General features: G+C 37.8%; 19 protein-coding genes. All 19 read right to left on the bottom strand.

Going from position 1 to position 23,194, the window contains the following annotated elements:
* Positions 1–167: 167 nt before the first annotated feature.
* A complete protein-coding gene (locus ACFOSX_RS05570; protein WP_386097843.1) occupies positions 168–1,163 on the bottom strand; it encodes a DUF4365 domain-containing protein in 996 nt (331 codons plus the stop codon).
* Complete coding sequence (locus tag ACFOSX_RS05575; RefSeq protein WP_386097845.1) at positions 1,138–2,106, bottom strand: hypothetical protein; 969 nt, start codon at positions 2,104–2,106, stop codon at positions 1,138–1,140. Before ACFOSX_RS05575 ends, ACFOSX_RS05570 begins: the two co-directional genes overlap by 26 nt.
* 4 nt (positions 2,107–2,110) lie before the next feature.
* Positions 2,111–5,323 (bottom strand): hypothetical protein, encoded by a 3,213-nt coding sequence (locus ACFOSX_RS05580; protein ID WP_386097847.1) that lies wholly within the window; start codon positions 5,321–5,323, stop codon positions 2,111–2,113.
* Positions 5,320–5,970, bottom strand: coding sequence for a condensin complex protein MksE (locus tag ACFOSX_RS05585; protein ID WP_386097849.1), 651 nt, complete (start codon positions 5,968–5,970; stop codon positions 5,320–5,322). The genes ACFOSX_RS05580 and ACFOSX_RS05585 overlap by 4 nt, the downstream gene beginning before the upstream one ends.
* Positions 5,943–7,280, bottom strand: coding sequence for a hypothetical protein (locus tag ACFOSX_RS05590; protein ID WP_386097851.1), 1,338 nt, complete (start codon positions 7,278–7,280; stop codon positions 5,943–5,945). The genes ACFOSX_RS05585 and ACFOSX_RS05590 overlap by 28 nt, the downstream gene beginning before the upstream one ends.
* 18 nt (positions 7,281–7,298) lie before the next feature.
* Positions 7,299–10,118: a TrlF family AAA-like ATPase gene (locus ACFOSX_RS05595; RefSeq protein WP_386097853.1), complete on the bottom strand. Its 2,820-nt coding sequence runs from the start codon at positions 10,116–10,118 to the stop codon at positions 7,299–7,301.
* A gap of 269 nt (positions 10,119–10,387) precedes the next feature.
* On the bottom strand, positions 10,388–11,503 hold the full coding sequence (locus ACFOSX_RS05600; RefSeq protein WP_386097855.1) for a hypothetical protein: 1,116 nt from the start codon (positions 11,501–11,503) through the stop codon (positions 10,388–10,390).
* 28 nt (positions 11,504–11,531) lie between these two features.
* A complete protein-coding gene (locus ACFOSX_RS05605; RefSeq protein ID WP_386097857.1) occupies positions 11,532–12,194 on the bottom strand; it encodes an ATPase in 663 nt (220 codons plus the stop codon).
* The gene (locus tag ACFOSX_RS05610; RefSeq protein WP_386097859.1) at positions 12,178–12,861 is read right to left on the bottom strand and encodes a hypothetical protein; all 684 of its coding nucleotides are present in this window, start codon (positions 12,859–12,861) and stop codon (positions 12,178–12,180) included. Before ACFOSX_RS05610 ends, ACFOSX_RS05605 begins: the two co-directional genes overlap by 17 nt.
* 6 nt (positions 12,862–12,867) lie before the next feature.
* Positions 12,868–13,149 (bottom strand): helix-turn-helix domain-containing protein, encoded by a 282-nt coding sequence (locus tag ACFOSX_RS05615; protein WP_386097861.1) that lies wholly within the window; start codon positions 13,147–13,149, stop codon positions 12,868–12,870.
* A 273-nt stretch (positions 13,150–13,422) separates the two neighbouring features.
* Positions 13,423–14,244 (bottom strand): RteC domain-containing protein, encoded by an 822-nt coding sequence (locus ACFOSX_RS05620; protein ID WP_386097863.1) that lies wholly within the window; start codon positions 14,242–14,244, stop codon positions 13,423–13,425.
* Positions 14,245–14,473: 229 nt separating this feature from the next.
* Entirely contained in the window at positions 14,474–15,391 is a 918-nt protein-coding gene (locus ACFOSX_RS05625; protein WP_386097865.1) for a helix-turn-helix domain-containing protein, read from the bottom strand.
* 5 nt (positions 15,392–15,396) lie between these two features.
* Positions 15,397–15,888 (bottom strand): asparaginase domain-containing protein, encoded by a 492-nt coding sequence (locus ACFOSX_RS05630; RefSeq protein ID WP_386097867.1) that lies wholly within the window; start codon positions 15,886–15,888, stop codon positions 15,397–15,399.
* A gap of 63 nt (positions 15,889–15,951) precedes the next feature.
* Positions 15,952–16,839: a DUF6268 family outer membrane beta-barrel protein gene (locus tag ACFOSX_RS05635; RefSeq protein WP_386097869.1), complete on the bottom strand. Its 888-nt coding sequence runs from the start codon at positions 16,837–16,839 to the stop codon at positions 15,952–15,954.
* Between the two features lie 132 nt (positions 16,840–16,971).
* A complete protein-coding gene (locus ACFOSX_RS05640) occupies positions 16,972–18,756 on the bottom strand; it encodes an alpha/beta fold hydrolase (protein WP_386097871.1) in 1,785 nt (594 codons plus the stop codon).
* A 17-nt stretch (positions 18,757–18,773) separates the two neighbouring features.
* Complete coding sequence (locus ACFOSX_RS05645) at positions 18,774–19,721, bottom strand: lipid A-modifier LpxR family protein (protein WP_386097873.1); 948 nt, start codon at positions 19,719–19,721, stop codon at positions 18,774–18,776.
* Positions 19,722–19,867: 146 nt separating this feature from the next.
* The gene (locus ACFOSX_RS05650) at positions 19,868–20,416 is read right to left on the bottom strand and encodes a carboxymuconolactone decarboxylase family protein (RefSeq protein WP_386097875.1); all 549 of its coding nucleotides are present in this window, start codon (positions 20,414–20,416) and stop codon (positions 19,868–19,870) included.
* A gap of 148 nt (positions 20,417–20,564) precedes the next feature.
* Entirely contained in the window at positions 20,565–21,455 is an 891-nt protein-coding gene (locus tag ACFOSX_RS05655) for a phosphatase PAP2 family protein (RefSeq protein WP_386097877.1), read from the bottom strand.
* A 205-nt stretch (positions 21,456–21,660) separates the two neighbouring features.
* Entirely contained in the window at positions 21,661–23,043 is a 1,383-nt protein-coding gene (locus ACFOSX_RS05660) for a sigma-54 dependent transcriptional regulator (RefSeq protein WP_386097879.1), read from the bottom strand.
* Positions 23,044–23,194 lie beyond the last annotated feature (151 nt).

The raw sequence follows: 23,194 nt of genomic DNA on the forward strand, positions 1-23,194 counted from the left end.
TTGTATTAGAGGTTTGGATTTCCGTAAAGACCTATCTCAAATCAAGATAATTCTAAAATTATTTCTATCTTGTTATTTCTATAGGTTTAGGTGCTTTTCCGGCTATTTTAAGCGTTTTAAACGCAAGGCATTCCACTAAACAGGACGATAAAACAAGGGAATTGCATCTAAGTTCTATAGTGTACGCTATAAAACCACCAAGTACCTTTTTCCTTGTTCACCGATTTTCTTCTGAGTAGTACAACCTGAACAATACTTTGTCCTTGGGCTGTTTCGATTCTTGCCCTTAGACCATATTTCTGCTCAAGCTCAAACCACCATTTATTTTGGTCGATAAGTATGGCTTTTTCCGCTTCTTCTATGATTTGTTTGGCCACACCTAAAAGTCTAAAGGAATTGACCCGTCGTTCTTTACCACGGCGACTGGCCGTGATATGGTTCCAGCCAGTTTTGGATATTCTGATATGCGCATCTACTGCTCTACAATACATTTTACCGTTATCAAGACCAGATTTCCAAGATTGATAAAAACTCTTGGCATCCTTTTTTAAAGAGTCTGAATTTAACAATGCTTTGCTATATTTATTTAGAGCAAGATTGAACAGGCCTTGGATTTTTACCAGCGGTCTAATCAATTTTAGAAAGTCGCCTTTGGAATGCTCACCAAATGTATTCTTCTTGGGTATGGCGATAATTGTTGATGTATCTTCAGGTAGTATGGACGCATCTTTTAAATTCACCCACCAAGCTTTAGGATTCAACCTATTTTCGATGGTAAGGAATTTACCATTTTCACCTTTTAACGGATTCCCGCTTTTATCCCGTTGACGTTTGAAGGGGTTTACAAATACCAGAATAGTCGGGTCGTGTTGTTGGTGCCAATAGTCTAAATGCTTCAGAAACTTCTCTTGGTTGGAAATGGAAATCCTTATCTCATCACTATTAACACTTGAAATGTAATTAAAGCCACACTTGACTTGGCAATTGATGCCCACACCAAGTTCAATACCTTTTTTGTGTAGTAATATCCTACCATCAATACCTTTGTCATTTCTGGCTTCGTTTTCTTGCCAGCCCGATTCCCAAAACTCACGCACATATTGCAGAACCACCCGAATTCCTGTAGCCTCATTTTTCTTAATTAGTCTTTGGTAATGTTCCATCAGTATTGTTTATTATTAGAGGTATCGGGTCAATGGTCTGCTCTTCAATCCATTTATTTTTTGCTATTAGTTCTTCGATTAAGGCTTTTTCCTTTTCATTAAAACTATCTTGCTTAAGACCAGAGAAAGGTGCATCTTGCCATTTGCTATCGTGCTTTCCAGATTTCATAGGTTTTAGCATAGGATTGGCAGGCAAGATTAGAGTGATTTCTTTTTTCTTATCATTTACAATTTTCTTTATTCTGGCATAGATATCCATACCGTGGTAATCCCAATCGCAGACATAGAAAAAGGGAAAGTGAATTTTATCAGTTGGAAGCTCGTGCAATTTTTTGGTGTTGTTCCCACCAACATACCAGAGTTCAATGTTATTCTTTCTAAATTCAAAAGGGTCTTTGAGAAAGTCAATGTTCTCGCAGAGCAAAATATATTTGGGATTAAGGCAGTCTACAACTAAACGGTACTGTTGGTCTTTAGGTGATTCTCTTGGGAATTTCTCAACACCTAAAATGGTTAAGATATCTTTTTTTAATTGTCGTTGGTCATCTAAGAACTTAGAATCTTTGTCCTCAAAAAAATTACTTGAGAAAATTCTTGCCGTGGATAGTTTTTTCCTCAGTTCTTCCCTGTTTTTATGAATAAGGACGAGGGTTTCCAAAATATCCTGTGAATAGGTACGCCTTGCTGAAATCTCAATGCCTACACTTTCAAAGAACTCGGCATAGTACTGATACTGGTCGAGCAAGTTGTCTCTAAAGTACTTGTCAAATCCGTCATTTTTCTCAATTACATCTGGATTACCATCTCGATGTTTTATGTGTTGCAGATTTTCGTAGATAACTTTTTTAACGAATACATTGCTCATCAACTTTACCCGTGTGCTTTTGTTTTCATAAAGTTGATGCAAGCCTTTTAACTGCCGCCAAGTGATTTCTTTTCTCATATGTCTACAGTTCGCTAAATATTACGGATGGTTGATGATTTATCCTATCGTGGTCTTTCCGTTTTGAAAGCCTGTAGATGTATTGATTTTTTCTGGACAGCTTATTGGGGTTAATACCTATGGAAATGATTTGATAGTCAAATTCTTCCGCCAATTCCTTTAACATATCAAAATTTGAACCTATGCCCTCGGCTTCATCAATACTCAAAAACCGAAGTCCAGGATTCTTATTTACCTTGCCATCTTTTATCAAAGAGAGTTTGGCGATACATAGCAAGGCTATAGATGAGTAGGTTTGCCCAGTACTGCCCGAATTTTTCTTTCCGCTTTTCGTGAGCAGTTTATAATCCAACGTGTAATAAGAAAAGGGGTTTAGCAATTCTCTAATACTAACGCTCGGCAAAGGTGCTGGACTGTATTCTTTATAAGCCAAAAGGATTTTTTCTTCAATGGTCGGCAGGTCGTCCAATTTTGAGGTCAGGCTATTCTCGTGGTCAAAAATGCCATAGTCTAATTTACCTATGTTGGCGAGAAAATCATTAATCCATTTCAATGAAATATCCTTCCTGAAGTCCGCCTTTAGCGAAGCGGTATTTTCACCGCTTATAATCATATAGTCCTCTTTAAAAAAGCTGTTCATTTTTCGGCTATGGGAAACTTGATTGTTAATGGTCGACCTAAGTTCTTGTAAAATATCCCGGATGCTTCTCAGCTTATTCTGGTTGAGCCTTGCAATGGAATCGTTTATCTCGTCGAGATGTTCAAGTATTTTAGGTATGACGGCAGCTTCTACAAATGAGATTTGCTTGAACAGGCTATGCGGTAATAAGAGGCGTACCAGTTCCATAAAGTTTTTGTCCTCTTCAAACTGAGTGGATTTATCTTGAAGTTGATAAGCGATGAGCATTGCATCAAATTGTTTTACATAAGCTTCAGAAATATTGTTGTATTTATCTTTGGAATCGTCATAATCTTCTTGACCAATTTTCATATCAGAAAACTCACGTAGCCAATTGGGAAAAACGGTTTCAATCTCAAGGATGCGCTTTTTGGATGTGTCGTATTTTTCAAGCAGCTTATCAAGCTGGTCTGTCTCGTTCAGGATGTTATTTTGTTTGGTGTATTCCTTTTGATAATCTAAGGCATAGGATTTTTCCTGAAAAGCAAACGTTTTATCTTTTCGCTTTCGCGAAATCTGATGCTCTTCCAGTAGCGTTTCTATATGCTCTTCCAATGTATCTATATCCACAGTTTCAATCTGTGGTAACTGTTGTTCAATACTTTCCAAGTACCGTAGTAATTGACTCTGGCCATCTTTTTGTTTTTTGGATTCTTGGTATAATTTTAGAAGCTTATCTTCATTGTTTAAATCTTCTAAAATCTGGTCGATATCACCTTGGGCTATTTTTGCCAGTTCAACTTTGGCTTTGGTTGCAATGCCCTCATTTTTTCTGCCGAGCCAAGCAGGTATAGCATTTGGTATTTGTGAAAGTTCGTTGAGTAGAAACGACCTTAAGGTTTTGATGTTACCTATTCTGTTTTCAACTTTATTTAGTTGTTCTTGATTCTCTTTTTGGGTTTCCAGAAGCACATCTTTAATCTTGCTGCTATCATCGGTGTCAAAAATCTGTTTTTCAACTTTTTTGATGTAAATACTAAGTCCGGATAAATTCAACCAAAAATGATCATCGATTACTTCAATATCTTCTTTACCTAATACCGAAATGAGATGTTGTGGGTTTGGAATGTATCGTGCATCGGCTTTTGGTGATTTAGGCATTGCCGTATTCAAATCTTGAAAATGTCTCAGTAGGCTTTCCTCAATCGGCGAACAAGCTTTGCCACGGTTTAAAATCCAATAGGATAGTGTTTCCGGATTGTTGAAGTCATTGAACTTTATGAGTTCCTTTGCCAACGACAGCTTATCTTTCAAGGTTTTTATGTCGTCATCTTGCTGGTCTACGATTTGCTTCAAATCTTGATTAAAATCTATTACCGAAAACGCTTTGGTCAATCCTACTTTTTCAAGCTTTGCGTTTAGAATCGTCAATGCCTCATCAAACTTCTGTTGCTCTAAATAGTCCTTGATGATTTCTTGTAATTGGGTATCGGTATTAAGCTGAAGTTCTTCCTTTACCGTTTTAGCGCTATTCAGCAGTTCCATACGTTTTTTATAAGCATTGAACTCAATAGTCAACTCATCTTCCTTGGGTCTTTGTGTATTAATTTGTTCTTGTACCTCACGAAGTTTATTTGCCTTTAATTCATTTAGCTGTTGTAAGTTTTTCCGTGCATCTAAGTAATTTTTGAGCACCATTTTTATGCTTTTCTTGCTTTGTTTTTTGATACGCTTTTGATAGTTCCAAGCTACTTCAATAAACACTCTTTCGGTTTTATCTTTTAGCTTTTTAAGTTCGTACAATTTCTCGATATTATCGCTCTTTGCCTTCATCTGTGTGATATATGCTTTATTGGCCCGATGCGTATTTACAGAGTCCTCAAACTTTTTGACCGCTTCTAAATAAGTGTTGTAATACGTTTGGCTCTTTTCTTTTCCAAACAAGAATTCTTGAAGTTTTACATCACTTTTTACAGAAATCCCTTTTCTGGAAAACGCCTGTAGGATTTTGGCATAATCTTGCAACGCACTTTTACTGCTAGCGATATCAATGGGCAGTAAATTGTTATTGAACAATGCCTCGTGGTAATCTTTGAAATACTGATAGATTTTACAACCGTAGTGTTCGGTCTGGTTCAACTTAGCGTCCAAATCTACCAAAGTCAGAAGATTACCTTCGTCAACAAAATCTTCCACAACAAATGGTTTCTGAAAGGGCTCAAACGACTGTTGTTCAAAATCGAGGCCACCTTGTACTATAAAAGCTTGGCTCATTTTGGCATTCCGCTCTATGTAACAACCCATTAAAAGATATTCTTCTTTAGCGACTTCAATATTGAGATAGGCATAGCCATAATCACCTTTTTCGCTCGACTCTATGACCAATGTATTGAACGGTCTATCGTCTTGTCCAGTCGTAGAGGATTCATATTCCGTTGAACCGATAATAATTAATTGTAAAAGGTCGGTGATGATGCTTTTACCTACCGCACTATCACCCGTGAAGTCAGTTCTAAACGGATGCAATTCATAGTCAAAATGCTGATGATGAATGATATTTATGGTGCCTAAGCTGTGTATTCTCGGAAAGTCCTTCATTGATAGTTGGCGATGATGTTATCGATATCCTTTATTTGTTTTTCGTAAACCGAATTGATGCGGTTAAAGGATACTCTGGGTTCAAAGTAATCGTTGTCAATATCCATCCAGCCAAGGCGTTTGAAGCTTCTCAGAGCATTGTGTACAACCGAATCGATACGTTCATCGTCGTCAGATAGCTTGATGTCGCTACCGGATTGTGCCAGTAATTTGATTAGACCTTCCTTATATTCTTCATAGTCGTTCCGTATCATCTCTTGAAGTTGTGAGATGCTGTTCAATTCTACATTACCTTCGTGGTAGATTATTTTATAGGTGATGATGCCTATGATGGCGTATTCATTCTTAAGGATGTCCCGATAAGTCCACGGAATTTTGATTCGACTTGATTTATTGAAATCCAAAAAGAAATACGAGTCACCTTCAGTATTTTCCTCTTTGAGCTGAATGCCATAATAATAGGTGTAGAATTCTTCGAGGTCTGTCCTGTGTTTTTTTAAGAACCTATAATATAGAATTTGGTCACCATATTCCTGTATATGGATGCCATCTTTTAGATAATAGTCCACTTCACCAAAATAGGTCCGCGCATCTGGTGCAGCCAGAAACTTTAAAAAGTCTAATGTTCCGTTAATATTGTATTCCATAGTATAAGTCCTTCTTGTTTTACAAGTTTGTTTTTATCAATTTCAATATGGTATTCTTCCTTATCGTAACCTATATCTAAGATGTTGAAGAATACCTTGGTTGCAATAGTGAAATCTGTAGAATCCTTTAGCACCCTAAAATACATTTCTGAAAGGTTCAGTTGTTTGCTCTGCCTCAATTCGGCAAAAATCAGATTAACCCAATTCTCAATACTTTCAGAATCGGCATAGGCCTTGTCGAGAATGGCTTGGTTCTCTTTTTCGGCCTCTAAGTCGGGCTCGTATGTTGTTCTGGGTTTTGAGCGTGTGGGGAACAAATCCCTGTCCCTATCAAAATGAATATGCCTTGGCCTTTTAAACTTTAAAAGCACATTTGGTATTTCTTTAGGAAAAACGACCTGTTTATCATTTGAGGCTTTTTTCAGCGTGGAATATTTGAGCAAAAACCGAATGAACCTATCGGTCTGTGCGCTGTACTCTGGGTTGCGAAAAGCGGCAAACAATTGCTTAATCTTGGGTTGTATCCTGTCCAGTCTTCTGTCGGTACCACGTAGCCTTCGTTGAATCTCTTCAAAAAATTGAACCTTTTCTTCAATAAGGTCAAGCAGTTCTCGATTATCAGTATCTATTTCCGTGAGCAGTTGACTGATAGAATTGGTTTCGTTGAAAGCGCCTCGCAAATCCTCATTTTTCTTCTGAACATCCTTTAAATCATCGCTGACATTTTCAAGTAACTGTAGTGGCTTTATATTTTGGGCAAGGGTATCCTTCCTCAGTTTTGAAACCGAATCATCTATTTGCCGGTCCAGATAGTCGATATGTTTTTTGAGTGTGGGATGATAGTATTTAAAATGTATCTCGAACCATTCTTTAAGAGCTTCATCATACTCTAAAGCTTCATTTAATAATTTTTTCAGCGAAGAACAGATAACCTGAATCTCTGTTGGTTCGAAACTACCAGCAAGTGTTTCCTTTGCTGTTTCGCAGAAGTTGAGACCGTACTCTTGAAAGGAATAGGTTCGCGTCTCTTCGTCGTAGCTCAAAAAGAACTTCTGCAAACGTATTATCCTATTCTTGTTATAGGACTTCACATATTTAGTGCGCTTTTCTTTAGCGGTCATCGTGACCTCAAAAAGTCGATGGATTTCATCACCCGTGAACCTTCCGTTGTCATATCTACCCGAAACTACGCCATCATAAAGATGTAAAATAACGATGCCTTCACGCCTTTTCGGAATCAAGGCGTGGTAGTTGGTCTGTTTCGAGGCCTCGTCTTTAAAATTAAATATGTCCTCTTCGTCGTTGTTCAATATCGCACTTGGATTTTTTTAAAAATTATACTTCTTCTTGCGCTTATCAAATGCTTCAGGACCACCTTCAAGAATATCACAGATGTGTTCCTGTATGCCTCGTTTGTGCAGGACCTCTGCAATCGCATTGTCCTCGGCTTTGGAATACTCTATGGAACCGGAAACGTACTCGAACTTATGAGCCTTGTTTTTGGTGCCCTCACCATCTTGATTGGCAACTACTATAAGTTCTGCGTCTGCGCCCAGTACCAAGTTGGGATTGTGAGTGACTATTATTATTTGTCTTGTCTTTTTTCGCTTTCTCAGAAATTTCACCACTTGGTTATAAATGGAACGGTTGTCAAGGTCATCCTCGGGCTGGTCGATAAGGATAGGGCATTTGCTGTCGTCTAAATCGATTAATAACCGCAGAAGCACGAAGGATTTTTTCCCTGGGGACATATCCGAAATGTCATCACCCTGAAATGTAACCTTGTAATCGTGCATAAACCAATTTTTAAAAAGAGAGGTAACAGCTTCTTTGTTGGTCATACCCTTACGCTTTGGTATGTTGTTCGTGATGATTTTTTTTGTTTCGGTAATTAAAAAGGTTTTATGTGCCTCAGGATTTTCAAACTCATATTTAGTCAAATAATCATAATCTCTACTGGCCGTTGCACGCCCGTCAAAACTTTTTTGAACGAAGGATTCTTGGAAGTTTTCCTTTTTGAATTTGGTGATGATATCAAATGAAAGGTCTTCGTCAAATTGAGTAAGATTCACATTGTTTTTGGCTTCTAAGTAGAGTGAATAATATTCAACATTAGAGTCTGCAAGAGATTTGATATTTTTCTCTAAAAGTTTTCTGGCGCTGTCTGCCTCTTTTTGAATTTCTGCTATTTCTAGCAATAATTTTTCTTCCTTCTCGAGTTGTTTTATCAACTCGTTGAGCGCGTTTTGGTCTTTAAGCGCATCTCTTAAATCCTTGATGGAACTTTCCAAGGCTTCTATTTCGGCATTCAATGTTTGTATACGGCCTTGTTGTGCAACTACACGGTTTTCTATTTCGGATGACCAGTCTTCTTTGTAGTTTTTAATCTTGGTGGTTATCAGATTTTCAATATCCTCTTTTAAGGTTTGGTTTAGGATATTTTCAGTTAGGTTCTCATTTACAAGAATACTGATATCTTTGAGCGATTGTAGTTTGGATATATCTTTGGTAAGTGTATCTATAGCCGCTCTTTTATTCTTGATTTCTGTATTAACAGCGTTGTACTTATCTAAATCTTCTTTGTTAACTTTAGATTTTTCCTGTAGAGTCTTAATTTCTTCCTTGAGTTTCTCAATCTGCTTGGTAATGCCATCTTTATCGCCAAGTTCCTTTTTTTGACGATTTTTATCAATGAGAATGCCTATATTCTCGAAAAGGTTTTTTATGGCAAGTTCAACCTTGCTGTCAATTTCTTTTTCCCTATCGTTCAAGGAATCGAACCACGCCTTAAACTCTTCTTTTTGCAGAAGTACATCCTGTATAATTTCATCAATGTCACCTGTATCCTCACCATCATCCACAACTCTGTTTAGGTAAGATTGCGGAATGTATATTATCTTTCTTGCAGGATTATTTTCTGCACCCAGATTAGAAATCTGGCCATCTTTCCACATCACTTGGAAGCCCTGAATAGGTTTTTTGTCTTCTATTTTTGCAGATGCGTTACGCTTATTATATTCCGTAATATCCGCAGTTTTTGCGGTGTTTCTGAGCAATATGGATTTGCCAGTTGATTTGCCGCCAATTATAGCGGTTAGGTTTTGATTGCACGGAATGGGTTCTGAAGTAAATACAGGGTCTGCAAACTTGACACTATCAATAACTTCATAAACTTTTTTCTCATCGGGTTTTATTTCGCCGATATGTACACGCTCATCAGGCTCATAGATAATCTGCTTTAGTCCTTCAAAAGTCGGGTCTGCTTTAATCCAACAGAGTCTGTTCGCATTTTTTACGAACATCTCATCATAGGTGTGCGAGTCGCTACCCCAAATACAGGGCTTTAGTGACTTAAACTCATTTATATATTCTTGGGGTGTGTCACCAAATTTACCCAATGCCCATTTTACAGTATTGGGATTGGAGGCAAAAAGGCAATCGGACTTTTGTATCAGGATTTTACGTGTGAGGTGCCCTTGGTTATTCCAATCAACATCACTTAAATCTTCGTCGGATGGTGTGGCGATTAGGAACTTACCTTTAAATAGAGATGGTTGTTCAGAAAGTACCTTTGAAATTTCATCGTCAGAGATAACGGCATTCATCATACCGGTATAAAGAATACTTGGATGCTGTCTAAAATTTTCGTGCTGGTCTTGCAACGTTTGACCCAGAGAAGTAAGATTATTTTTAGTCAATGCTCTTCGCTCACCAGCTTCTTGGGGAATTCCCTGAATAATAATGTGCAAACGATGTAGAAAGTTTTCTTCGATGTCGGCTATGGGTACTTCATCAGAGAATATGACGTGAAAGTTGACCCGATTATCTTGTACCAGTTTATCAAGCCTAAACTCTATATTGGGTACAATTAATATCTGATGAATTTTTTTGATTTGCTCATCATTAAACTGAAGCTCTTTTAGTTTGGCATCATTTAAATATTCTGTTTTAAGTTTCTTATAACCATCAATCGTAAAATAGTCAGTTATACCTATGGCTGCAATATTATTGGTTAATGCCCTTGTAAAAAGCTGCTTTACATACACGTCCCAATCTGCACCAAACTCATTGTTTAATATTGATTCTGGTGTATGAACGTGCAAATCCCATTTACGCCATTCCGAACCTTTCTTACAGTGTTTATTCATATAGCTATCATAAAAATTTACCCCTACAAAAAGGGGTTATTAGGGTAACCGTGATGTGATGGGGATTAATAAAAAGGGCAAACCAATATAGTGAAAAATCGCCTCTTATTGAGATTTTTTAGTAAGAAATTAATGTAGGGAAACGTTTTTTCTTACACCCATAAGCTATCAAGTCAGGTATTAAAGTAAAATCTAATTGCGTCTATGCTGATAGTATTTACTTTTTATGCTTTGGCAAATGTTCTTGTTTCTGCCAAAGTTTAATATAATTACAATCCCACCCACACCAACGGATGCTCACTCGCCGCCTGCCTTTTACTGTGCATATCAGGATACACCTTCCAGATAGGGCGTTTTCTTGGTAGTATGCCTTTTCGGTTAAGGCCACATAGTTTGGCCTGGGCAAATAAATCTGGTGAAAGCAAAAGGTAATCCCGCTGTTTGATATTCACGCCCAAACGGTATGCACCCAATCTAAAGTAATCGGCATCGCTGCCTTCATCAAAGTCCACGTTGAACTTTTGATGCTTGGTAACATCTTTCAAATCAGTTTTACGAAGCAATGGGGATAGGGAATCACAATACGATACGGCATTTAGGGTGCCGGCAATAATGATACTTTTATATCCATCCTTTATAAGTTTTTGGTATACATTGGCAATTTGTTCTGCCTGTAATTTGCGGTAAGCATCCGTTAGTTTCTTATCGTCAGTCTCTTTTTGCAATTGCGCTGCCAACAGTATGATGGTCTGCTTGGTGTTGGTCTCTATTTCATATTGAAAGAATTCTTTTTTAGGATTTTGGCTGTTATCGATGTCAAATTGATGCGTACTAATGGATTTGATACGGTGACCATTTTTCAATAACAGTCCCATTTCTTGACCACGCTTATCACTTCCTTGAACCACGGCAATTTCTTGAAAGGGCTCGCCATCAAATTCGGATAGTAGTTGCGCATTGAATTCTTCCAAAGAGGCTCTGTCTTCAATTTCCTGCAATAACAGGATATCCGGATTTACATCGGTAATGACTCGGGCTTTATTCTTAATGGCAACAGAATCAATGGGTGTGGTTTGTAGGGTAATCCATCCGTTCCAGTCGGTCATTTCGTTGGCACATAATTCTTTGGAATATTCCTTTCCCTTTAGGAAAAGAAACCCTGCTTTTCGTCTCAAAACGGCATAGGGTGCCTGAAGGGTTTTGTCAAAACCCAGCAGAAATACAAGCTCTTGTATGCGTTCTTTATGGTTGGTGGTTCTGTTGTTTCCTCGCATCAGGTCATCAAGTTCGTTTATCCAATCGGTCACACATTTACCGTAGGATTTGTCATTAAGGCTTCTGTCTCGATGGAACAGGTTCTGGATGTTGTACGTTGCTATTTTCATAATGAAATATTTAAATGCCCATATGGGCTTATTTTCTTTTATCATTGGTGTTCTTGTCAAATGCTATCAGGTTGAACAATTCGCGCATTCTGCTGCGTACCCTTGCGCCATAGCGTTCTTCCAGTTCTTCGGCATTCAGATTGGTGGTGCCGTAGGTCTTTATTTTTGATTTGGTCTTTAGGTACAGTTCGTATCGAGAGAGCAATACCTCACCCATCACATTGCAATCCTTGCCGTAGTGTCGGCCAATGGGTTCGACACCCAAATCATCAAAACAAATAGGGCTGCTATCACCATAATCTTCGATGATTTTATAGCCCAAATGATTGAAACCGAATACAATGTTTCTGCACGGTGCGACAATGTAAGGGCGTTGCAATGGCACGAGGTATTTCATCAGTTTCATAAGGCTGGTCTTGCCACAGCCCACAGGACCCGAGAGCAGCATTCCCTTTTCCGGGTCGATGTTATCCTTTTGGCAGTTTTCCTTGTCCTTGATGAAGTATTGGCAGAGTTTTCGGATGGTTTCTGAGTCTTCATCATAAATCTTGAAATGTTTCCCGAATAGCAATTTCCCCTTGGCATTGAGGTAAATCAGGATTTTGTCAAAATCGTAACATACGTTTTTACCGTCGAAGGTTCCCAATGAAAACTCGACGCCACCTTCAATAATTTTAGAGGGGTTGTCCATAGTCCTTTTGTTTTGTGGTTTTAAGGTTGTCCTGATTTTGGGACAGTTGTTTTTTGGTTTGCTCTTTTTCTATTTCGGCGGCCTTGAGCATCCAGTTTTCTGCCGAGGCTTGCCAATCGACGATTTTTATTTTACCACCGACCTTCCATCCAATGGACGTGTAGTGGTTGTAAAATTTCCGTGCTTCAACCGTTGGCCATATTTTCTTTTTAAAAAATTCCAACACTTCATTTTCATCTTTGGGCAGCTTAGGTTTATTGCTGTTTTCTATTTGTTTTTTACTGTTTGTATTAGGTACCAATGCTTGTCCCGCAACTTGTTCACCACTTATTTCAGTACTTGTCCCATAACTCTTGTCATTGGTTGTACCATCACTTGTACCGAATTTGAGCATCTTGATTTGACTGCCTTTATATGGATTATGGGACGGCATATAGTGAATGTATTTCCAGTCGTGAAGGCATTTCAGGCAACGGTGATAGGTCTCTTTTGAACCTATCTTGGCCATTGCCATCACTTCTTGCCGATTGATGAAAAAGCTTTCGCGAAAGCGGTTGATGTTCCAGTATTGAAAAAGGGCTACATACAGGCTGACGTGGGTTGGGTTCAAGCGAGAATCCATAGAGAATTGCTGAAAGACCGCATTGAGATGTTTGATGTAGTTCATACATTATCAATCATATTTATGGTGTACCCGGTTTGCATCCATCACTTTTTGAATCTCATCCCAATCATAGAATATGATACCGCCTACCTTGGTATAGGGTAACGTGCCATTGACGCGAAGGTTCTGTAAGGTGCCAGGACTTATCTGAAGCAGTTCCATCAGTTCGGACGACTTGATGTACTTTTTCATATTACCCGAAGCGCGTTGTGTCAGAAGTTTTTTGATGTCGTCGAGCAACTCGAGCTTAAATTCCATTAAGTCTTCTGTGGTAATAATACTGGTGGGCATAGTGGAACAATTTTTAAGAGAAGGGCTATCGCATCTCTGTCAACGCATTTGATAGCCCTTGACCTGAATTAACTTTCGTTCTACAAAATTGAAGGGGATTAATGGGTTTTGTTCACAAGATGACCCAACTTGGGTTTAACTTTAACTTTTGAGGAAAATGCCTGTTTTAAAGGCTTTCGGTACGTTTTGGGATGGATTGCAATGTGCTTCTATGCACAATTGCGATGACCCCAAGTTGGGTTGTCTTGGGATATGGATTATGACTAGTAATGGCTAATTGTCCAGTTCGGAAATGCGCTGTAGCAAAGACGTTTTCAAGATGTCCAAAAACTTGGACGGGTCATTGCTTCTGTTTCGGATATCCACAAAGGTTCTGTAGAAATCGCCAAGGTCAATATTGAAGATGATTTCAAATGCTCTCACCAATTCTTTTATATCACCTAAAACGGCTTTTGAGGCGTGAAGCGCATAGATGAGTTCTACAATATCAATTTTGGACGAGGTGCATTTTAGGTCAAAGTTTCCCTTTAGTTTCAAACTATCGGATTCCATATCCAGTTGCTTTTGTTTCTTTCGTAAAAAAGATACCATTAGACCATAGGCCGTAAATTGTGCGAGTAAAAAATCCTTGGGCGTATTGAACTCGGTATCTTGAAGATAATAGGGCGAAGAGGTATTGGGCATTTTATCAAGCAGTTTGCGGGTAAAATAGAACTCATCAAAATGGGTAGAGCCTAGCTCTATGTATTGCCCGAAGTCCAGATTTCTTAGAAAGAAATCATCGTATTTACAGAACTGTTTTTTGATACCGTCCCGCCTCAACGAAAGGGAATTCTCATTGAAGCTACATTGAAAATTTTGGATTTCCGAATAATAAATAAGTTGCACGAGGGGCAACTGTTTGGTGACCTTGAAAAACAATACTTCTTCATCAATGTTTGCAAAACCCTTTGTGATGACTTCATTGCGCAATTTTGCCAAGCTGGCACGGCTCGCTCTTATAGCTTTAATGGCACGTTGCACCAAACTGGTATCCTCAGACTGTATTCGCTTGAGTGCATTGAGAAAATGGGTAGAGATGGTATGGACGTTCATAGCTCGGCTTGGATTGGGACCAGCTATGGATGATGCAACGATGAACCAACACCCTTGCCTGCCGGTCAATTTAGGATTTCCTCATAATATTGCTTAACTGATTTATTCTTATAATTATGCCATTAAAATATGGCGAATAACCATTTTTCTTATTTATAAAGAACGTAAATTACTACGTGCCAGCACGTAATTTTGTACGTGTTACACTGTGTATTGAGCCAATTAGGCATCAACCTTTCTTTTTCTGAGAAAATTGTGATAAAAACTCTTTTTTACTTTTTACACCTGTTTTTTTGAAGATATTGGATGCGTGCTTCGAGACAGTTCTTTCTGTGATAAACAGTTTTTTACCAATGTTTTTGTAGGTCAATCCATCAAGTATAAAAGTAGTGATTTCAATTTCCCGCCGGGTCAATTTTTCGTAAATTTTTTTATATTCTTCATATCCGTTGGTTTTGTTCTGAAGTGCAAAAATCTCGTACATTCTCGCACGATTTTCTATAATGTAAAGATAGCGTTCAACCTCAATGGTGGTAATGGCGTAAAACCCAATGTTTATCACGGTAAAGGTTATCCATTGATAATCGCCCACTAGCGTACTGATAGGTAACAGAGCGATACTTACTATACTCACAATGGCAAGTTTGTTTCTACGCAGGATGAATGGAGTGGGGTTGGGCGGGTTGGAAATACGTCTATAGAATATCACCAAGAAAATGATGGCAACCACAGATATGGGTATTGTAAATATCAACCGGGCCGAGTTGAGGGAGTCTGTCAAGAAATAGGGCAAAAGGAACAGTACAGCAAAGCCACCGCCTGCCAAGATAGAAAGGTTCTTTATCGATGAATTATATTCCAAAACCTCTATATCATATTCTTTATATAGGTAGTACACCATATAAACGCAAAGTGCGATGGTGATACTATAGGTAATGACATACTGTATGATTATAGGTCCTGGAAAATGCTCAGAGGGCAAAAAACCACCGCTCGTATTATAGAGAATGAACAATACACCTAAATTAAGAAAACGATTAAGGGTACTACACGGTTTTGTGTTTGAATAATAAAATGTGATTGCAACGATAATCGTATCCAATAATAGATAGAAGAAAGTTGTCCAATGTATTGCTGTTCCAAACATTAATATTAATCATCGCTCTGCTCAAATTTGTTGGTTTCCAAATTTTTGGTCACATTATTCCAATCCAATAATTGACCGTTAATTGCGACATATACACCATTTTCCAGAAACTCTAAGGCGCAAATGGCAAACCCTAGATTAAAAGGTGCATCTGTGTTTATGGATGAACCCAATGTAAAAGACCCAACGAGAACGATTGTTTTATTTAGGTCGCGTCTTCCCAAGTATTTAGCGGTAGCTTCCATAGTGAAAGTCCCGTGTGTTATTAAAATTTTAGATGACTTCGATTCTTTTATTTTGGTAGCCACAAGTTCTCGGTCATCATCTGTTATTGCTCTACTATCTTTGTGAAACAAATGCCTTATATCATATTCTAATGTTATATTGGCAGCATCTAAAAAATCACTAATCGATACTTTTGAATTGATGTTTTCTAAATTATCCACAGTATCAATTCCTTCGATAGTGCCATCTGTGGTTAAAATTTCGATTTCCATATTATCAAGATTTAAAATATATTATAAGCACAAGATACTATTGTTCTCATTATCAGACATACTTTAAATCTTAATCCGCAACCCAGTCCTCAACGAGAAACCATTGCTATTGTCTATTTCAAAAATCTCATTGTTCCCACTGTCTAGCAGTTGAACACTTCTATCCAATATATATGCACTCCTCAAATAGAATTCAAAATGTTCTTTAAAGTGAAATTCATATTGAAGACCAGACAAGATGAGCGACATATTAAATCGTTCAGGTTGCTCACCAGTTATTAAAGTGCCTTGTTGGATATTAGAGGTAAATCCATCGAGTTGTGCATATAATTTTAAGCGATGCGCATCTGAAATGTGATATTGAAAATTAGATTTAGGAACACCAAGATTATATGAGAATTTCTCTGTAAACTTTCTATAATAACTTATAAATGGAAGCGGGAACGGAAAACCCCTGTTTTGAGAATAGGAAACGCCTAAAATTAATCTATTAGGTTTTCGCGCAGATGGGTCATTCTTTTTATCATTTATAAAAACGACATCACCAGAAAACACCACATCATCGGTATCTAAGTCACTCGCTCTTAAATTTGAACTCACACCAGGCGTAAATCGCGCACCAAATCGCCATTTTTTGTTAATCTTAAACGTATAGCCTATGTTTAAATCAATAAGCTGAAAGCCGTTAAGCTCTTCTTTGTCAAAAGGTACTTCATTATCGCCAAACGTGATATTGATGTTGCTGTAATCCAGCCCAAGGAATAGATAGGCTTGCTTGTCATTTAGCTTTATAGGGTAGTTAAAAGATGCTCTCGTTCTATTAAACTCAAAATCAGAATCTGTTGCTGGTAAAATGGTGTAATCTAATCGAGCGAGGTCAGCCAGTTGTGCTTGACAGAAATAACTCAAGAAAAATATTCCAGTAAAAATAAATCCTTTGGTGCGTTGCATTATAAGCTTGTTATATGAGTTAAAAAAGGGCTCGCTCTTTTAGTGAAACGAACCCTTCCAACCATCAAAATGAAAAATCTACTTGCTTAAGTGTTTTAAAGTTTTATAGAATTTTCTGTTTGTTTATGTCGTTTAATAAGTTTCAATGGTAAATACATCACCATCTTCAGGTATTTCTACTAATTCATCTATGCCTTTATCTGAAAGGTTCTTCTTTAGGTCCTTACGTTTTACGAAACAGTGATTTAGGGTGTTCATATGTACAGCTAGTATATCTGCATTAGGTGCTTTTTTTTGCACTTCAATGATATCTGCAGGTGTCATTGTAATGGCATCACCTTTTTTGTTTCCTTCAATAAATTGAGCACCTCCTGCATTTAGTACAATGACGTCTGGTGAGTGTTTGGCTAATGCTTGTTCTACTTCGGTGGCCCAACGCGTATCACCTGCGATGTATAGTTTTTTATCTGCTTTCGCGAAAACAAAACCAGAAACATCTCCCATCATTTTGCCCACTTTACCAAAACCGTGTTGTCCACCTGTTATGTGAATGGTCATTCCGCCCCAAGTTGTATGGTCTTCTATGGCAGTAACGTTAGTGAATCCTTGTTTTTCAATTTTGGCTTTATCTGAAGGTTGTACAAAAATTGGTGTGTTTTTAGGAATCATATTTTGAGCCTTTGTGTCCCAATGGTCCAAATGGGTATGGGTTACAAAAACGGCATCTATGCTATTTACAATATTTTTTAACTCAGAAGCATTTACAGGAAGTTCTACCATTGGATTTCTGTAATTGTTCCCTGCGCCATCAAAAGCGGGAAACTCACCCTTATCGGCAAACATTGGGTCTATGAGAATCTTCTTTCCGCCAAAGTTTACAACGAGTGTAGCATTTCTTAAAAGTTGGATGCTTTCTTTAGTGGAATCTTTATATCCCATCTTGGTGCTGTGCAACTTTCCTAAAAATGATTTCATTTTTGCGATAATGGCATCACCTTCTTCTTCAAGTGCAAAATGTCCTGTGTCGTAAATATTATAATCTATGTTTTTAGCATCCTTTTTGTATGCTTCGGCACCAGACTCTGGAAAGAACAAATCGCCTTTACCCCAAACGATAAGAATCGGTGGTTGATACTCTCTGATGAATTTTTGCCATTCTGGATATAGTGCTACATTTTTTCTATAGTCATAAAATAGGTCTATGTTCATATCCTGAATTTTAGGACGTGTCATTCTATAATAATCCATAACCCAATTATCTGGATTGATTTTTTCAGGATTTCGAGTACCGTGCGTGTATTGCCATTTCATTCCTTCTAAGGTAAATGCGCCATAAAGTGGTTTTTTATTTTCTGGTGTATAATTTGCCCACAACTTTTTTACATCTCCCCAGGCCGCACCAAGACCCTCTTCATAGATATTCCCATTTTGTACAATAAGTGAGCTTACTTTGTTAGGATGTTTTGTCGCTATGCGATAACCAATGGGCGCACCATAATCTTGCATCATTAAGCCATAAGAATTTAAGTTGAAGCTTTGCACAAATTCATCCATCACATTGGCAATGTTGTCAAATGTATAATCAAAGGTATCAGGGTCAGGATAATCACTTTCTCCAAAACCAGGATAGTCTGGTGCAATTAGATAGTATTCATCTGAAAGTTCGTCCAGTACTTTTCTATACTGGTGTGACGATGTGGGAAAACCGTGCAATAAGATGAGAGCAGGATTTTTTGGGTTGCCAGCTTCTCGGTAAAAGATATTTAATCCTTTTACCTCTTTCGTTTTGTACAATATGTCGTTATTATTTATTTCGACTATTGGTGAGTCATCTGTTCTTTCTGAATTGGTAAATGCAGAAAGCACGAGTGTTGCACATATAAGTGCTACAATAATTATGTTGTTTGATTTTTTCATTTTGATTATTTTAAAATTTAATTAAATCTATATAGGCCAGTAAGCATCGTGTACTGCTGGCTATCGTTGTCGCTCAGTTCTCCGCTAGAATACATATAGCGTACGCCTACAGTCCATCGATTAGATGAATAGTAACCGCCCACGTGACCGTTTAAAAACAGATTGTTTATAAACTCACTATCTAGAAAGTTGAGGTCTTCTATCTTATCGCCTTGTATGGTGGCGTTAAATCCCGAGAATTTAAGTGCAATACCAGCATCCATATAAAACTCTCTATTTGATTTGTTTGCCAGTAATGAATTTTGAAAAGCAGCGGTTTGAGACAACGGATTAAACTTTCCGAATCTAAAATTGACACCTGGATTTACATAGGCAAAAATGTTACCTAAAGACACATCTGCCACACCATATACATCAAAATTTTTCTTTGCAAATAATGTATGAGCATACACACCTCTAATGTTAAACCCAAATTGATTTTCTATCTGATTACTCCAGTCTAAAACTGGGTCTCCAGATACGTGCTCGTGAAACCAGTTTTGTAAAGCACCAGCTTGTGAGTCTGGTCCTAAAATCCCTAAATCGACACCAAAGCTTAAAAAGGATTTTTTAAATCCATAGGTGACAGCAAATTCTGCATAGCTCCAGCCTGCATAAGGTCTGTCTGTTTCTGTGTCTTCTCTTTCATAATCTGGTGTGTAGGCTTCTATATTAAGGCCTACACTTTGAAAGTAGCCTATCTTTTTTGAAAACCATTTATCTAGAAAAATAGGTTTTTCATTGCGCCATCTAAAAGTGCTATTGATACCGTACGTGTAATATCTGTCAGACTCTGCAGCAATGACTAAAAAATCATTATCTGTTCCTATTTCGACTTCGTATTGATAGTGGTCATCATCGGTTGTAGTCTGTGCAAAACTGCTTACAGTAATAAATAGAGCGATAAAAAGGTAAAATAGTTTCATTGTAATGTGGTTGGTTGTGTGTACGCTTTCGCGAAAGCGTAGTAAGCTATAGTGTATGATGTGTAATTCAAATAAAAAGGCTCGTTCGTGTTTGTAAAACGAGCCTCTTTAATCAAAAAACTAACTATGAAAAAACTACTTTTTTATTAGGCAAGTTGTGCTTCTAGTGGTGCTGCCACAGGAAAATCTACAGGTACTCGCGTAGTGTTGTTAATGTAATTTGAAATAGTCTTGTCACCTACCAATGATATAGTGTCGATTAAGTTTTCTTTAGTCCATCCTGCGTTAAAGAAGTTCTCAAGAACATCAGCATCTGTGTTTCCACGATTTTCCGTGATGTTTTTAGATAATTTGGCTAATGCATCAAGCTTGTTGTCAAAAGACGCTTTTCCTGCTCTTAATTCTAAGATTTGTTCGTCAGTAAAACCGTTCATTTTCCCGATTGCTGTGTGGGCAGACAGGCAGTACTCGCAATTGTTTACTTCGCTTACCGCTAAGTTTACCGCTTCTTTTTCTTTCGCTTTAAGCGATGTCTTGGCGCCTGAAAAATCTAAATAGTTTTTTAAGGCGTTTTCTGAATAGGCATAAGTTGCAAAAAGGTTAGGTACAAAACCTACTTGCTTTTCTAACGTGTCAAAAATGGCTTGATTTGTTGCGTTTACTTCTGCTCTTGTTGGTACATTAAATGTGCTCATAATTTCTATTTTTAAATTATTATTAATTATTGTTTTTGATGGTACAAAGATGCGACGAGATACAAGCCTCTGAAATACACCTATTTCCTAACAGATTGTATATTTTTCCCAACCTGTACCTTTTTATAAAGAAAAGGCTCGGTCTCAACTAAAAAGTCCAGACCGCACCAAGGGCGTTTCCGTTAAAAGTGAGACTTAGCGAGCCTGACTTAGATTTTTTGTCATTGTATTTTTCATCATATTTTCTGTCCAGATAAATGTCGATAGCTTCTACAATGAAAAAACTCATTGCCCAGCTTAAAAACACATCACTTGCCCAATGCGCATTGTCATATATTCTAGATATGCCTGGGATAAGACCTATGGTATATATAGGTGCTTTAACCCACCAACTGTCAAATTGCTTTGCAATAACGTGGGCATTTGTAAATGTTAGTACTGCGTGACCTGAAGGGAAAGACCGGTATCTAGAATTACCACCAAAAGGTCTAAAATGATGATTTCCCAGCTCAGCACCTGGTCGTGCTCTTCCTACGGCAGATTTTGACAGCTGCTGCAAGAATCCTGTGGCGGTTGCAGATGATATGAGTAAAACGCCTGTGCGTCTTAGTTTTTCATTTCTTGTAAATAGTCCTGTTAAATAAACCGCACCTGTAAATCCATAATTGTTTTGTGGACTACCAGCATACCAACCGTAGTCTAATAATAGGTCAGGAACATCATCTCTATGACTTCTAAATTCTCTGGTAATATTTTCATCTACCGTAGCAAGTCCAAATGTGGTGGCTGCCACACCACCAAGGATTAAAAAATCATTTCCCTTCCAGTAAAGCGGTCGGGAATAGGCATAGCCAGTTCCTTTAAAAACGTTGCCCATATCATAGGTAAAATCTTGCCATAAGGTTCTTTTACTATCTGTAAAATCATTTTGGTCTTGGGCTTTTACGGTGGTTAACATTGTAAAAAGTATCACTAAAATGCTAATAACAACGCGTCGCGTGTGTACGGCTTGTGTACTATGATATACGGAAGGCTTCATTTTTTTTGGTATCGCTAATTTGATAGTATCTCGTCAAACAATTAATTAGACAGGATGTTTAGTTATACCCAAGTATCCAAATGCAATGCCATTGATAAAATAGTCTTTAAGTAATTAATAATCAATACTATAAAATTATATTAATAAGAGCAGTAACTACAATATGTTGTAACTCTACAAATTATAGTAAAAAGAAGATGATGATTTAATCGAAGAGTTTGGTCTTTTCAATCCCAAGCTTTTTAATTTTAAAGTCAAGTGTATTGGGATGCACTTTAAGCAAAGTTGCAGCACCATCTTTGCCTCGTATTTTACCTTTGCAATAGGTAAGCGCATTGATGATGGCCTTGCGCTCTATTTCTTCTAGTGTAAAGACCTCGTTGGTTCCTGAAGTCATATCAAAATTTACATTCCCATTTTCAGAAAATTCAACTTGTGCGATGTCTATCTCGTCGGTATCTGCGAGTACAACGGCTCTTTCCATCATATGCTGCAACTCACGCACATTACCAGGCCACGAGTAGTTGAGCAATCGTTTTTTACAAGCTTTAGACAGACCTTTAAAGAACCTGCCCACTTTTTTAGCGTATCTATCCAGAAAGAATTGGGCTAGTGGTATGATATCTTCTTTACGTTCTCTAAGCGCTGGCAGGTGAATGGGAAAAATATTTAATCTAAAATACAAATCTGCCCTAAACGTACCATCTTCTACCATTTTGCTCAAATCTCTATTGGTGGCTGCAATAAAACGCACATCTATCGCTACGGTTTCTGTGGCGCCTACACTTTCTACCTCTTTTTCCTGAAGACTGCGTAATAATTTGGCTTGTGCTTTGAGTGGTAATTCGCCTATTTCGTCCAGAAACAAAGAGCTCATATCTGCACTTCTAAATTTTCCCATACGCTTTTCGGTAGCACCAGTAAAACTGCCTTTTTCGTGGCCAAAGAGTTCTGATTCGGCTAAGTTTTCTGGGATGGCGGCACAATTAAGGATAATCATAGATTTTTTGTTACGCAAAGACATTTGGTGAATGTACTTTGCAAATACCTCTTTTCCTGTGCCTGTTTCGCCCGTAAGTAGTACCGTAACATCTGTGGAGGCAACTTTGTTTGCAAATGATAACGCTTTCGCGAAAGCTTCTGACTTCCCAACAATATTAAAAGAATCTGGTACTATATTCGGAATACGTTTAGATATTGGCGCAGACGTGTCCGTTTCTAACGATTGGGACAATGCCGAAGTTAAGCTGAAATTTTCAAGCTCAAGACTATCTATATGATACGACCACAAACCTTTTATAGCATCTGCACCCAATATGCTGGAAGACATCTCTGGAAGATTTGCAAGTGCGATATACGGAATGTTGAATTTTTTATTTAAACGCGCCAGTAACTGCAAATGGCTAGGCTCATTTGCTAGCTCAAGGTCTAGGGCGATAAAATCTGGTTTTTCAGATTTTAACTTTGCTTCAATACTGTTTTTATCTTTTGTGATACCAGTAATACCGTAACCAGCCAGCGTCATTTGGCGAGCCAATTTTTTGGCCTCATCGGTTCTATGTGATATAACCAGTACCTTTTTACTCATTTGTGTGTTACTACAGTGCTACAGACCATCGTTAATCAACGTGGTTATCAATACATATAAGTCTATAAACGTGCCAAAATACAAATTTCACAAGGGCATATTAGCGAAAGTCAATCATACTGTACGATGTGGGCATAATATTTTTCTAAGG

This window comes from Winogradskyella maritima (assembly GCF_042650215.1).
GTDB classification, from domain to species: domain Bacteria; phylum Bacteroidota; class Bacteroidia; order Flavobacteriales; family Flavobacteriaceae; genus Winogradskyella; species Winogradskyella maritima.

Bases quoted from the DNA above. Each gene is read 5' to 3' on its own strand.
- ACFOSX_RS05570 (WP_386097843.1), bottom strand. From the start codon at position 1,163: ATGGAACATTACCAAAGACTAATTAAGAAAAATGAGGCTACAGGAATT.
- ACFOSX_RS05575 (WP_386097845.1), bottom strand. From the start codon at position 2,106: ATGAGAAAAGAAATCACTTGGCGGCAGTTAAAAGGCTTGCATCAACTT.
- ACFOSX_RS05580 (WP_386097847.1), bottom strand. From the start codon at position 5,323: ATGAAGGACTTTCCGAGAATACACAGCTTAGGCACCATAAATATCATT.
- ACFOSX_RS05585 (WP_386097849.1), bottom strand. From the start codon at position 5,970: ATGGAATACAATATTAACGGAACATTAGACTTTTTAAAGTTTCTGGCT.
- ACFOSX_RS05595 (WP_386097853.1), bottom strand. From the start codon at position 10,118: ATGAATAAACACTGTAAGAAAGGTTCGGAATGGCGTAAATGGGATTTG.
- ACFOSX_RS05600 (WP_386097855.1), bottom strand. From the start codon at position 11,503: ATGAAAATAGCAACGTACAACATCCAGAACCTGTTCCATCGAGACAGA.
- ACFOSX_RS05605 (WP_386097857.1), bottom strand. From the start codon at position 12,194: ATGGACAACCCCTCTAAAATTATTGAAGGTGGCGTCGAGTTTTCATTG.
- ACFOSX_RS05610 (WP_386097859.1), bottom strand. From the start codon at position 12,861: ATGAACTACATCAAACATCTCAATGCGGTCTTTCAGCAATTCTCTATG.
- ACFOSX_RS05615 (WP_386097861.1), bottom strand. From the start codon at position 13,149: ATGCCCACCAGTATTATTACCACAGAAGACTTAATGGAATTTAAGCTC.
- ACFOSX_RS05620 (WP_386097863.1), bottom strand. From the start codon at position 14,244: ATGAACGTCCATACCATCTCTACCCATTTTCTCAATGCACTCAAGCGA.
- ACFOSX_RS05625 (WP_386097865.1), bottom strand. From the start codon at position 15,391: ATGTTTGGAACAGCAATACATTGGACAACTTTCTTCTATCTATTATTG.
- ACFOSX_RS05630 (WP_386097867.1), bottom strand. From the start codon at position 15,888: ATGGAAATCGAAATTTTAACCACAGATGGCACTATCGAAGGAATTGAT.
- ACFOSX_RS05635 (WP_386097869.1), bottom strand. From the start codon at position 16,839: ATGCAACGCACCAAAGGATTTATTTTTACTGGAATATTTTTCTTGAGT.
- ACFOSX_RS05640 (WP_386097871.1), bottom strand. From the start codon at position 18,756: ATGAAAAAATCAAACAACATAATTATTGTAGCACTTATATGTGCAACA.
- ACFOSX_RS05645 (WP_386097873.1), bottom strand. From the start codon at position 19,721: ATGAAACTATTTTACCTTTTTATCGCTCTATTTATTACTGTAAGCAGT.
- ACFOSX_RS05650 (WP_386097875.1), bottom strand. From the start codon at position 20,416: ATGAGCACATTTAATGTACCAACAAGAGCAGAAGTAAACGCAACAAAT.
- ACFOSX_RS05655 (WP_386097877.1), bottom strand. From the start codon at position 21,455: ATGAAGCCTTCCGTATATCATAGTACACAAGCCGTACACACGCGACGC.
- ACFOSX_RS05660 (WP_386097879.1), bottom strand. From the start codon at position 23,043: ATGAGTAAAAAGGTACTGGTTATATCACATAGAACCGATGAGGCCAAA.